General features: G+C 60.8%; 12 protein-coding genes. 4 read left to right on the top strand and 8 right to left on the bottom strand.

Translation table 11 applies throughout. The features are described 5' to 3' along the window. Positions 1-101 precede the first annotated feature (101 nt). A complete protein-coding gene (locus tag BCF11_RS10790) occupies positions 102-848 on the top strand; it encodes a hypothetical protein (RefSeq protein ID WP_143751306.1) in 747 nt (248 codons plus the stop codon). Here the strand turns inward: BCF11_RS10790 and BCF11_RS10785 are convergent. The 4 genes from BCF11_RS10785 to BCF11_RS10770 all read right to left on the bottom strand — a co-directional run bounded on the left by BCF11_RS10785 (position 841) and on the right by BCF11_RS10770 (position 7320). Further along, on the bottom strand, positions 841-3837 hold the full coding sequence (locus tag BCF11_RS10785) for an FAD-binding and (Fe-S)-binding domain-containing protein (protein WP_098494744.1): 2997 nt from the start codon (positions 3835-3837) through the stop codon (positions 841-843). The two genes, BCF11_RS10790 and BCF11_RS10785, sit on opposite strands and share 8 nt — an antisense overlap. Positions 3838-3875: 38 nt before the next feature. Next, complete coding sequence (locus BCF11_RS10780; RefSeq protein WP_199110823.1) at positions 3876-4643, bottom strand: 2-keto-4-pentenoate hydratase; 768 nt, start codon at positions 4641-4643, stop codon at positions 3876-3878. Between the two features lie 67 nt (positions 4644-4710). Then, positions 4711-5994, bottom strand: a complete 1284-nt coding sequence (locus tag BCF11_RS10775) for an MFS transporter (protein ID WP_098494743.1) — start codon at positions 5992-5994, stop codon at positions 4711-4713. Positions 5995-6102: 108 nt separating this feature from the next. Continuing rightward, positions 6103-7320, bottom strand: coding sequence for an alanine--glyoxylate aminotransferase family protein (locus BCF11_RS10770; RefSeq protein WP_098494742.1), 1218 nt, complete (start codon positions 7318-7320; stop codon positions 6103-6105). Positions 7321-7582: 262 nt separating this feature from the next. Here BCF11_RS10770 and BCF11_RS10765 point away from each other — a divergent pair, with 262 nt between their 5' ends. Together BCF11_RS10765 and BCF11_RS10760 are read left to right on the top strand one after the other, a co-directional pair. Beyond that, positions 7583-8308: a GntR family transcriptional regulator gene (locus BCF11_RS10765; protein WP_098494741.1), complete on the top strand. Its 726-nt coding sequence runs from the start codon at positions 7583-7585 to the stop codon at positions 8306-8308. 47 nt (positions 8309-8355) lie between these two features. Next, positions 8356-8724, top strand: a complete 369-nt coding sequence (locus tag BCF11_RS10760) for a 2OG-Fe(II) oxygenase (protein WP_369827745.1) — start codon at positions 8356-8358, stop codon at positions 8722-8724. A 34-nt stretch (positions 8725-8758) separates the two neighbouring features. Here the strand turns inward: BCF11_RS10760 and BCF11_RS10755 are convergent, their stop codons facing one another. The 3 genes from BCF11_RS10755 to BCF11_RS10750 all read right to left on the bottom strand — a co-directional run bounded on the left by BCF11_RS10755 (position 8759) and on the right by BCF11_RS10750 (position 10441). Beyond that, complete coding sequence (locus BCF11_RS10755; RefSeq protein ID WP_098494740.1) at positions 8759-9355, bottom strand: SIS domain-containing protein; 597 nt, start codon at positions 9353-9355, stop codon at positions 8759-8761. A gap of 35 nt (positions 9356-9390) precedes the next feature. Beyond that, positions 9391-9549, bottom strand: a complete 159-nt coding sequence (locus BCF11_RS27965) for a hypothetical protein (RefSeq protein ID WP_158229174.1) — start codon at positions 9547-9549, stop codon at positions 9391-9393. 175 nt (positions 9550-9724) lie between these two features. Then, positions 9725-10441, bottom strand: coding sequence for an alpha/beta fold hydrolase (locus BCF11_RS10750; protein ID WP_098494739.1), 717 nt, complete (start codon positions 10439-10441; stop codon positions 9725-9727). Between the two features lie 180 nt (positions 10442-10621). Here BCF11_RS10750 and BCF11_RS10745 point away from each other — a divergent pair, with 180 nt between their 5' ends. After that, positions 10622-10948, top strand: coding sequence for an antibiotic biosynthesis monooxygenase (locus tag BCF11_RS10745; protein WP_098494738.1), 327 nt, complete (start codon positions 10622-10624; stop codon positions 10946-10948). Positions 10949-10950: 2 nt separating this feature from the next. Here BCF11_RS10745 and BCF11_RS10740 read toward each other — a convergent pair whose 3' ends face one another. Further along, positions 10951-12237: a dicarboxylate/amino acid:cation symporter gene (locus BCF11_RS10740; RefSeq protein WP_098494737.1), complete on the bottom strand. Its 1287-nt coding sequence runs from the start codon at positions 12235-12237 to the stop codon at positions 10951-10953. Positions 12238-12469: the final 232 nt, after the last annotated feature.

Below are 12469 nucleotides of genomic sequence, written 5' to 3'. Positions count from 1 at the left end.
TCAAAGTGATCGTCGAACGGCCGCGCTGCACACACAGCAATATCTACAAGGGCGATGGCCGCAAGTTTCGCAACAGTGAAGATAGGCCTGCCAGGATCGGCATGAAGGACGGCTATGGTCACCGTAAATACCTGAATGAAAACCTGGCGCCGCTGAAACGCTTCCTGGAACAGCAGGTCAATCGCCCCTGGGACAAGGTGTATAGCGAAATCCGCGCCGCCATCGATGCCCGCAACACGGTCAAGCAGCATATCCTGCAGCACCTGGATAATTTTGTCGCGATTGAAACGCGCTGGGAAGGGGACCGGAAGGAGGGACGCGTCCTGGCGCGCTACACCAACTGGTCAGGCCGCTACGTCGAACTGGCCGAATCGCAAGCGGAAATGTTTGTGCATCCGCTGACCGGCATCCTGCTGCACAATCGCTTGCGCGCCCGCTTCAAAGCTGAAAGAAACGGCAAGCGCCACACTTCTGAGCGGGATAAAGTCCGGCGGATTATTTCCGATCGCGTGCAGCTGCACCTGGTAAACGACGTCTGGTACGAAGTCACGCTGGACATTTTACCGGCGGCGCGCGTCGTCCTTCAGCATGTCAATGGCGCGGCCGAGAAAACCCGCGTATGCGACAAACGTTGGGATGTTATTCGCAAGGCGTGGGTAACGCTTGAAAACAAAGCGCGCGTGGCGCCGGCTGGGAGCAACCAGGATTACTACGGTCATGTAAGTTTGTATGCCCTGAAAAAGCGCCAGCTCAGTTCTCGCGAAATCCGGGAACATCAACTTAATGTTCCACAACAAAAACAAAAGGCCCGCAAGGGTCTTTTGTTTTTTCAACGCACCGTCATTTAGCCGCCGCCAATGATAGTGCCAGCACGCGCGCCACATGCAAGGCCTCCGTATCGGCACCATCCTGGATCTGATGCCGGCAGCTGGTGCCGTCAGCGACCACGATACTGCCTGCGCCAGCCTTGCGCACCGCCGGCAACAGCGTGAGCTCGGCCATCGCCATCGACGCCTCATAGTGCTCGGCCTCGTAGCCGAAGCTGCCGGCCATGCCGCAGCATGAAGACTCAACCGTGGACAGCTCTAGCTGCGGGATCCATGCCAGCACGGCTTGCACCGGACGCAAGGCATCGAAGGCCTTTTGGTGGCAATGGCCGTGCAGCAGAACCTTGTTGCCAGGCAGCGGCTTCAGATCCAGCTGCAGGCGGCCTGCATTTTTTTCTCGGACGAGAAATTCTTCAAACAGATAGGCCGACTGCGCCAGTTTTTTGGCCTCGTCGCCGTAGCCGTAATTGAAGAATTCGTCGCGCAAGGACAGCAAGCAGGACGGCTCCAGCCCGACGATGGCGATGCCGCGCTCGACATAGGGCAGCAAGGCGTCCAGCGTCCTGCGCGCCTCGGCCTTGGCTTGTTCGACCAGGCCGGCGGACAGATAGGTGCGGCCGCAGCACAGGGGCCGGGCGCCGGTGACCGTGTTGAAATGGACTTTGTAGCCGGCAGCCTCCAGCACCTGCTGGGCGGCGCGGGCATTTTCCGGTTCCATGTAGTTGTTGAAGGTATCGACAAACAGCAGCACTTCACGCTCGCTTGCAACGGCGGACTGGGCGTCGGCCAGGAAGGCGTTCTTGAATTGCGGGAAGGAGCGCTGCGGTGCAAGGCCGATGCGCTTCTTGACCCAGCTCGACAACAGCGGAATTTTGTCGGCCGCGGCGATCAGGCCGCCCATGCTGCTGGCGTAGGGCGCGTACTTCGGCATGAAACCGACCAGCCGCTCGCGCAGGCTAATGCCATGCTTGCCGACCCAGGCGGCGCGCGCTTCGATCTTGACCTTGGCCATGTCGACGCCGGTCGGGCAATCGCGCTTGCAACCCTTGCAGGAGACGCACAGGTCCAGCACTTCCCTGACTTCAGCGCTGGCCAGCCCCTCGCTGCCAAGCTGACCCGAGAGCGCCAGGCGCAGGGTGTTGGCGCGGCCGCGCGTGACGTGCTTTTCATCCTTGGTGATGCGGTAGCTGGGGCACATGGTGCCGGCGTCGAACTTGCGGCAATGGCCGTTGTTGTTGCACATTTCCACCAGCTTGGCGAGGCCGCCGCTACGGTCGCCGCCCGTGCCGGCCGCACTTTCCTCGCCGCTGAGCGGATCGCGTTTGACGTTCCAGGCCGACCAGTCCAGCAAGGGCTGGTGCGGCAGCTCGGCGTAGCCTGGCGCAAAGCGGAAGTTGGCGGCATCGTCCATCTTCGGTGGCCGCACGATCTTGTCCGGATTGAAGCGGTTGTCCGGATCGAACAGGGTCTTGATTTCGCTGAAGGCGGCGTTGATCTTCGGGCCATACTGCCAGGCCACCCATTCGCCGCGGCAGAGGCCGTCGCCGTGCTCGCCGGAGTAGGCGCCCTTGTACTTGCGCACCAGCGCCGAGGCGGCTTCGGCGATTTCCCGCATGTCCTTGGCGCCGCCGCGGCGCATGTCGAGGATCGGCCGCACGTGCAGGGTGCCGACGCTGGCGTGGGCGTACCAGGTGCCTTCGGTGCCGTATTTGTGGAAGACCTCGGTCAGCTGGCTGGTGTATTCCGCCAGATGTTCGAGCGGCACCGCGCAATCTTCGATGAATGAAACCGGCTTGCCGTCGCCCTTCATGCTCATCATGATGTTGAGGCCGGCCTTGCGCACGTCCCACAGGGCCTTCTGTTCAGCGGCGCCGGACATTTGCACTACCGCGCCGGGCAGTTGCAGGTCGGCCATCAGTTCATCCAGGCTGGCCAGCTTCTGCAGCAGCGCATCAAGCTGCTCGCCGGCAAACTCGACCAGCAGGATCGCCTGCGGCTGGCCTCTCAGGGCTTTTTCGATGACCGGCTTGAAGGCCGGATTGCTCATCGACAGGTCGATCATGGTGCGGTCCACCAGTTCGACCGCGGTCGGCCCGAGCTTGACGATATGCTGGGTCAGATCCATCGCCTGGTAGAAGGTCGGGAAATTCACCACGCCCAGCACCTTGTGCGCCGGCAGCGGCGCCAGCGCCAGGGTGATCTGGCGGCTGTAGGCCAGCGTGCCCTCCGAGCCGACCAGGATGTGCGCCAGGTTGGCCATGCCGTCATCGGTATAGGCGCGCGGATTCTGGCAATCGAAGAGATCGATGTTGTAGCCGCCGACACGGCGCAAGACCTTGGGGACGCGCTCGGCGATCTCGCCCCGTTCGCGTGCGGCGATGTGCTGCAATCCTGCGACGATATCGCCTATGCGGCCAGCGCTTGCCATCTGCTGCAGACGTCCAAAGCGTCCCTGCGTGCCATCCGCCAGCACAGCGTCGATGGCGGCGACGTTGTGCACCATGTTGCCGTATTCGATAGAACGCGAGCCGCAGGAATTGTTGCCGGCCATGCCGCCTATGGTGCACTGGGCGGCGGTCGAGACATCCACCGCAAACCACAGTCCATGTGGCTTGAGCCAGGCGTTGAGGTGATCCAGCACCATGCCCGGCTCGACCGTCACCGTGCGGGCGACCGCATCAAACTCGATCACCCGGTTCAGCCATTTGCTGTTGTCGATCACCAGCGCCGCGCCCACGGTCTGTCCGCACTGGCTGGTGCCGGCGCCGCGCGCCAGGATGGGTACGCGGTTGTCGCGCGCTATATCCAGCGCCAGCAATAGATCGGCCTGGTCGCGCGGCGCCACCACGCCGATCGGCATGATCTGGTAAATCGAGGCGTCGGTCGCATAGCGGCCGCGGTCGGCCTGGCTAAACAGGACATCGCCGCGCAATTCGCGGCGCAGCTGCGCCGCCAGCGAAGACGCGAGGGTTGCAGCGCGCGGCACTAGGTGTATGGGCTTGACCAGCATAGAGAAAATCCTGAAAAATTGTGGTAGCGGGCAAGGCCTCAGCGCAGTTCAAAATGGATCGGCGGCAAGCTGGCGATCTGGCCGATGACCAATCCGGCTTCCTCCGGAAAATGGATGCCGGTGTAAGAGCCGGTGGTAATCACCGTGCCGCACGGAATGGCGATGCCTTGCGCGCGGCAGTGCTGCACCAGCCAGCCTAGCAGCCGGCGCGGATCACCGGCCGGATTGCTGCCGCTGCCCTTGAAGATGTCGCGGCCGCCCAGCGTCAGGTGCGCCGCCGGACTGGCAAACGGAAAGCTGGCGTCGTAATCGATGAATTCACCGGTTATCAAGGCGCCATGGTTCTGCAGATCGGCCAGTTGCAGCAGCTTCGGCAGTTCCGGCCATCCCGCAATGCGGCTGGAGACAATCTCTATAGATGCCGCCATCGTGCCTATGCTATGCATGACCTGCACATCCGACAGCGGCGCCGCGCCGGGATCGATATCGCGCTTGAAACAAAACATGATTTCCAGCTCGATGCCGAGCACCGGATAGTCCGCGCGATCGATCGTGGAGGTGGTGGGAACAATGCCGCCGGCAGGCAGCGGCGCCCCTTGTATCGGCCCCGTCGGCGATTTCGCGCCGATTTTCCAGCCGCCGATACTGGCCTGCCGGTGATGCAGAAATTCCCGCTGCACCTGATAGGCTTGCTCGCTGCTAGCCGGTTCCAGTGCCGCCGGCAGGCATTCCAGCAGCGCACGTTCGCCATATGCCTTGCTCAGCATGGCTGCCAGCCCAGCTTGCGGCGTATCCAAAGAGATCATTGCAAATCCTTTTCTTGTTTCATTGTTCAAGCTGCGGACGAAGCAAGCTGCACCCGCTGCCGCCGCTCTAGACGCCGGCCTTGACGACGCTTGCCGAACCACCCGCGACCACCTGCTCGAACTTGCTGTCAGGCTGCATGCGGAACGCCAGGAAGACGCCGAATCCCATCAGGATCATGCTGCCGACAAAGGGTAGCTCCCAGTTGCCGAAGCGGTCGATCAGATAGCCGGACAGCACCGGCGAAATGATGGCGGCCAGCGCCGAACCTGTATTCATCATGCCGCTGGCGGTGCCTGAATATTGCGGAGCGATATCCATTGGAATCGCCCACATCGGCCCGATCGTCATTTCCGCGAAGAAGAAGCCGGCGCCAAGGCACAGGATGGAAACGTAGACGTTATGGGTGTACAGCAGCGGCAGCAGAGACAGCAGGGTCAGCAGCATGCAGACCGACACCATCTGGCTGCGCGCCCGCTTCAGGTTGCCGGTGCGCTTCAGGATCTTGTCGCTGACGATACCGCCCAAGGTATCGCCCACCACGCCGGCAAAGAATACGCTGGAGGCAAACAGCGCCGATTTCTTGATATCCAGGTCGTAGCTGTGCAGGAAGTACTGCGGAATCCAGCTCAGGAACAGCCACAGGGTCCAGCCGTAGCAGAAATAGACGATGGTGACCGGCAGCATGCGCTTGAACAAAGGACCCCATGGGATCTTCGGGTTGTTTTTCTTGGCCTGCGGCAGGATCGCCAGTTCTTCTGCGGTGATGCGCGGATGCTTTTCCGGATGTTCGGTAAACACGAAGGCCCACACCAGCACCCAGACCAGGCTGAATACGCCGAAGATATAGAAGGACTCGCGCCAGCCATGCACCGTCATGATGAACACCACCAGCGCCGGCGCCACGGCATTGCCGATGCGGGCGAAGGCGTGCGTGATGCCCTGGGCGAAGCCGCGGTTTTCCTTGGCCACCCAGCGCGACATGGCGGTAGTGGCGGCGGGGAAGGTGGCGCCCTCGCCCAGGCCTAGCAGCAGGCGCGCCATCAGCAGCGAAAACAGGCCGCCGGCAAAGCCGGTCAAGATGGTGGCGATGCCCCACAGGATGCCGCAGTAGATCAGGGTGCGCTTGGCGCCGAATTTGTCGCTGACCCAGCCGCCGATGATCTGGAACACCAGGTAGGGATAGGCGAATGCCGAAAACACCAGGCCGATTTCAGTCTTGGAAAGATCGAATTCCTTGGCGAAGCCGGCCGCGGCGGTGCTGACGTTGACGCGGTCGAGGTAGGTAATGAAATACATCAGGCATAACATGATCAGCACGACGGTGGTCGCGCGCAAACGCAGGTGCTTCATTGTTGTCTCCAATATTATGGTGGCCGGCAAACGCCGCAGGACATCTTTATCCTTGCTCCGCCCATCCTCTGCGGGACGGTGTCGGAGCGGTTTCCGCTGTTTTGCTTTCTATGCTGCTTTTAATATCGGCTTGCTCTTTTGCGCCGCCAGGTTGTCCATCGCTGCCACCACGCCGCTGCCAGCCAGCGGCACGCCCGCCAGCTTCAATCCCATCTCGCAGCCGGCCAGCGTCGCCATCAGGGTCAGATCGTTGGCTTCGCCCAGGTGGCCGATACGGAACATGCCGCCCTTCATTTTTCCCAGGCCGGTGCCGAGCGACATGTTGAAGTTTTCATAGATGGTCTTGCGGATCGCGTCGGCGTCGAAGCCGGGCGGCGTCATGACGCCGGTCAGCACCGGCGAGTACAGGGCTGGATCGGCGCACTGGATTTCCAGGCCCCAGGCGCGCACCGCATCGCGGCAGGCGGCGGCCAGGCGCTGGTGGCGCAGGAAGACATTGTCCAGGCCTTCGCCCAGGATCATTTCCAGCGCTTCCGACAAGCCATACAGCAGATTGGTGTTGGGCGTGTAGGGCCAGTAGCCGGTCTGGTTCATTTCGATGATGTCGGTCCAGTCCCAGAACGCCCGCGGCAGCGTCGCGCGCTTGCTGGCTTCGATGGCCTTCTGCGACACCGCGTTGAAGCTGATGCCGGGCGGCAGCATCAAGCCTTTTTGCGAACCGGAGACGGTGACGTCGACGCCCCATTCGTCATGCCGGTAATCGGCCGACGCCAGGCCGGAAATGGTATCGACGATCAGCAAGGCCGGATGGCCGGCGGCGTCGATCGCCCGTCGTACAGCTGCAATATCGGAGGTGACGCCGGTCGAAGTTTCGTTATGTACTACGCACACCGCCTTGATCTGGTGCTCGCGGTCCTGGCGCAGACGCGCTTCGATGCGGTCGGCCTGGACCCCATGGCGCCAGCCTTCGATGCCCGGCAAGCCGAGGAACTCCGGCTTCAGGCCCAGCGCTTGCGCCATCTTTTTCCAGAGCGTGGCGAAATGGCCGGTCTCGTACATCAGCACCGTATCGCCCGCGCTCAAGGTATTGGTCAGCGCCGCTTCCCATGCGCCGGTACCGGAGGCCGGATAGATCACCACCGGCTGCTCGGTCTTGAAAATCTTCTTGATGCCGGCCAGCACCTGCAAACCCAGCGCGCCGAATTCCGGGCCGCGATGATCGATGGTGGGATAACTCATGGCCCGCAAAATCCGGTCCGGCACCGGGCTGGGACCCGGGATCTGCAGGAAATGACGGCCGGCCGGATGGAAGTCTAGTGTCAACATTTACGTCTCCTTTTTGAACAAATTGTATTTTGCATTCAAAATACTTTAGCAGTCGAAATTCCAAACGTAAAGGACTTTTTGCGATTACCCGACTTCAGCGAACGGCTTTAAGGCGGTAAAAACCAAGGGAAAATGGCGTTATTTGTCAATTTATTGGCCTTTTTTGCATATTTACATTCAGATTCAAACGTATAGACAGGAGGACTCTTAGGCTCCATGTTTGATGTTAAAATAGAGAAAAATGCGTAAAAAAGGATTTTGAATGCAAAATGCGATAACTGGCGAAGAGACAAAAGCCGCGCCGCTGGTGCCGAAACTGGAACGTCAGCGTTTGCATGACACGGTGGTGGACCACTTGCGCAACCTGATCGTCGAAGCGGTGCTGACGCCGGGCACCAAGCTGAATGAACGGGAGTTGTGCGAAACCCTGGGCATTTCACGGACGCCGCTGCGCGAAGCCCTGAAAGTGCTGGCAGCCGAAGGCTTGATAGAGATATCGCCGAACCGCGGCGCTTCGGTATCGAAGATGTCGGAAACGGAAATCTGGGAAACCTTTGAACTGATGAGCGGCCTGGAAGCCATGTCGGGCGAGCTGGCCTGCGACCGCATCACGCCGGTCGAGCTGGCCGAGATCAAGGCCCTGCACTATGCGATGCTGGCCTGCAAGGCACAAAACGACTTGCCCGGCTACTACAGCCGCAACCAGGCGATCCACGACAAGATCAATGACGCTGCCCGCAACTCGGTGTTGCGCCAGACTTACCTGACCCTCAACCGGCGCCTGCAAGCCTTGCGCTTCAAGTCCAATTTCCAGCCGCACAAATGGGATAGCGCGGCACACGACCATGACGAAATGGTGAAAGCGCTGGAAGCGCGCGACGGCAAGCGCCTGGCGGCGGTGCTGCGCCAGCATTTGCTGGACAAGCGCGATGCCGTGCTGAGTGCCGCGGCCTTGCCAGCCGCTCGCAAACTGGAAACGCTGCCTTGAAATAGAATATGAAGCGACCGCCAAGCGGCCATACCGGATACGGGAACATGCTGAACAACTTGCGCGACTATCTTGCGGTCGCATTCAAATGGCAACGGGGAAGACAGGGCAGCGGCTACGACAAGATGCTGTTACTGACGGCGCGCTGGCCGCTGCCATTCGACAGCTATCTGATCCGCTACCCGGTCGGCGCCGAGATTCCGCCGCATACCGATGCGGTCGCGCACGGCAAACATTACCGCCTGAACCTGGTGCTCAAACGCTCCCCACGCGGCGGCGAGTTTGTCTGCAGCGCGCCCATCCTGTCGACTTCACGCATCAAGCTGTTCCGGCCCGATCAGTGCGAGCACAGCGTGACACGAGTGGAAGGCGGCAACCGCTATGTGCTGTCAATAGGCTGGATTAGCGGGAAGTAGAAGACGCGCCGATCAACGATCGGCGGCGCCGGAATTATTGGCCGTCTGCGTAATTCTGCGGGAAGAAATGACGCTCCACCAATTCGATCAGGATGTGCAAGACCTTGATGTGCAGCTCTTGCACGCGGTCCGCAAACTTGCCGCCCGGGGTGCAGATGTAGACGCTGCTGAGCGCTTCCAATGCTTCGCTCCGTTTGCCGGACAAGATGATCACGCTCATGCCCTGCGCCTGCGCCGCCTGCGCCGCGCGGATGATGTTCTTGCTGGTGCCGCTGGTGCTGAGCGCCAGCAGGCAATCGCCGGCACGGCCGTGACCTTCGATGTAGCGCGAGAATACCTGCTCGTAGCCATGGTCGTTGCCGACGCAGGTCAGGTGGCCGGCATCGCTGATGGCGGTGGCGCCCAAGGCGGCGCGGTCGAGCCGGTAGCGGCCGGTCAGTTCCTCGGCAAAATGCATGGCGTCGCACATCGAGCCGCCGTTGCCGCAAGAGTACACCCGGCCCTTGCGCTGGAACACATCGATCAAGAGCTGGCCCGCTTGTTCAATCGCGGCCAGCGCCGTCGGATTGGCGAGCAGGGCATTCAGTGATTGCTGTGCTTCGACCAGGCTTGCATAGATGTGATGCTTCACTTTGAAAACTCCGTTCGCGTATTGACGCTTGATGATTAGCGGTTAATGGTACGGGTAACGCCGGTATCGATCACGCCGTAGGGCGTGACGCTGCTGCCGCTGATGTTGCCATTGCTGCCGCTGTCGCTGTTCGGCGACACGTGGCCGCAGGCAACAAGGAGGAAGCTGGCAATGACGAAAAAGAATAGGCGCATCGTGGTCTCAAGAATTAATCGGGTACTTTAACAGACAGGCTGCCGGACGAAACGTTCCGGACCGGCCGGCACGCCTGCTTGCCTGAATCATACTATTGATATTTTCTTAAATCATGACAAATCCTGTTTATCCATCGCTCTCGCAAGGTGGCATCCGTGTCCATGCGGATAGACCTTAGTGCTGCCGGCCGCAATCAGCCATCAGCGTCATCAGCTCTTCGAATTCCGCCGGGCGTTCTGCCGCCAGCAAGGGAAACAAGTGGTTATGGTCGGTGTCCGCCACCACCCGCAGCCGGCGCGAACGCGCCTGGCGCGCGGACAGCACCAGCCGCTCCGGTATTTCCAAAGGGATGACGGCATCGCGCTCGGCGGCGATCACCAGCAGGTCGCCCTTGAACTGCTTGAGGATTTCCCAGGCATCGCTGCCGGCCCAGCTGCGGTGGCGACGGATGACCTCGGAAAACAACGGTCCGAACGGCAGGTCGTAGGCGGCAGGCGTATAGACTCCGGGCACGATCAAAATCAACCCGGCGACCTGTTGCGTTTGCGTCAGCCGGATGGCGTTGTAGGCGCCCATGCTGGCGCCGCATATCACCAGCGGGCCGGCCAATTTCCTGGCGGCGATCACTGCCTCGGCCTGGCGCGTGCGGCCGTGCAGTGAAGACGTTGACAGGACGCCGCCGGTGTCGCCATGGCCGATGCAATCGAAGGAAGTAGTGGCGATTCCGCGCTGCTGCAGTCCCGGCCGCAAGCCGGAACGGCTGGCGGTCGCGCGCGAACTGACGCCGGCGCCGTGCAGCAGCAGGATGTGCTGGGATGACGCGGCGGGCTGGAAATCGCCCTTCAGGATGGCATTTTCGTAAGAGACGTCAAAGGACTCGGTGGCTTGCATGATCGGGTAGGGAACGAGGATGGACAGGTCGCGCTGCGCTACCTTACCTCAACTCGGATCGTCTGCGTGATTTTTTGCTTGATCTCAAGTTAACTTGAGGTTTTACACTAATTACCGGTATCTGAAATCCTCTAGCCGCACGCCAGTGCGGCGCCACCTCAACCAGCCGGAGAGACAGCTATGGCTTCGCAGATTTACAGAGTAGACAAATTCATCGTCCCCGCAGCGGCACAGCAAGAGTTCCTGGCCCGCGTGCGCAGCATCCACGCGCTGCTGCGTTCGCTGCCCGGATGCGCGCAGGAACTGGTGCTGGAACAGACTTCCGGCCCCGGCTCCTACAACTACGTCACGGTGCTGGGTTGGACGGATCTGGCTTCGATCGAGGCGGCAAAAATCGAAGTACAAAAACTGCACGCCAAGACCGACTTCCATCCGCAGGAAATGTTCAACCGGCTTGGCATCCAGGCCGATCTTGGCAACTACCGGGCGATAGAACTGGCGGCCTGAATTCAGGCCGGCGCGCTGTTGTCCAGCACGGCGTTGTGGATGGCGGCCTCGCTTTCGCTCATCAGCTCGCCTTCCCACTTAGCCACCACCGCGGTAGCGATGGAATTGCCGACGGCATTGGTGGCCGAGCGCCCCATGTCGAGGAAGGTATCGACGCCCAGGATCAGCAGCAAGCCGGCTTCAGGAATGTTGAACTGGTTCAGGGTGGCGGCGATCACCACCAGCGAGGCGCGCGGCACGCCGGCCATGCCCTTGGAAGTCAGCATCAGGATCAGCAGCATGGTGATCTGGGTGCTGAGCGGCAGCTTGATGTCATAGGCCTGGGCGATGAATAGTACGGCGAAGGTGCAGTACATCATGGAACCGTCCAGGTTGAAGGAATAACCCATCGGCATGACGAAGCTGGAGATCTTGCGCTTGACACCGAAGCGGTCGAGGGCGTCGAGTATTTTCGGGTAGGCGGCTTCCGAGCTGGCGGTGGCGAACGACAGCAGGAAGGCTTCCTTGATCAGCAGCAGCAGCTTCAGCACGCGCCTGCCGAGGAAGGCGGCGCCGGCCAGCACCAGCAAGCCCCACAGCAGGAACAGGCTGATATAGAAATCGCCCATGAAGACCGCGAACTTGAGCAGGATCGAGAGGCCGTTGGTGGCGACCGTGGCCGCCATTGCCGCCATCACTGCCAGCGGCGCCATTTTCATCACATAGCCGGTGATTTTCAGCATCGCGTGCGACAGTTCGTCGATCGCGCTGATCAGGGTCTTGGCGCGTTCTCCCAGCGCAGCCAGGGCGATGCCGAAGAACATCGAAAACACCACGATCTGCAGGATTTCATTATTCGTCATGGCCTCGGCAAATGAACGCGGGATCATGTGGCCAACGAAATCCTTGAGCGTAAACTTGGCGGTCGCCAGATTGGCGCTGGCGCCTATGTCCGGCAGCGGCAAGCCGACATTGTGGCCCGGCTGCAGCAGGTTCGACATGATCAGCCCCAAGATCAGCGACAGCAGGGAAGCGGTGACGAACCAGCCCAGCGCCTTGCCGAACACGCGTCCGACCGAGGATGCATCGCCCATGTGGGCCACGCCCACCACCAGCGTCGAAAACACCAGCGGACCGATCAGCATCTTGATCAGGCGCAGGAATACATCCGAAATGATCTGGATATAGCCGGCGATTTCCGCCGCCGTCTTCTTGTCCGGGAAACTGCTGAACACCATGTAGCCGAGGATGATGCCGATCACCATGGCGATCAGGATCCATAGCGCCGGCGGCAATTTTGCTTTCTTCATCACAATTCTCCTGGAAACTATTCTTAGCTTTATCGGATAGCCATGCATGCGCGGCGAAGCAGCAAGCGCTGAGAGCGCATGCATAGCCGTGATCAATCAGGCAATTTGCGTGCCAGTGAATGGCGTCATTGCTGGTTTGCGAGGGAAAATCGGGAATATTGAACGCGGGCAATGGGGACGGCCAGCGTGGATTGCCGCCAGCCTTTGCCTTAGCCCCAATGTGGTGCGTCGG

Source organism: Collimonas sp. PA-H2 (assembly GCF_002564105.1).
Lineage (GTDB): Bacteria > Pseudomonadota > Gammaproteobacteria > Burkholderiales > Burkholderiaceae_D > Collimonas.
This window is presented reverse-complemented; position numbering and strand designations above follow the sequence as displayed.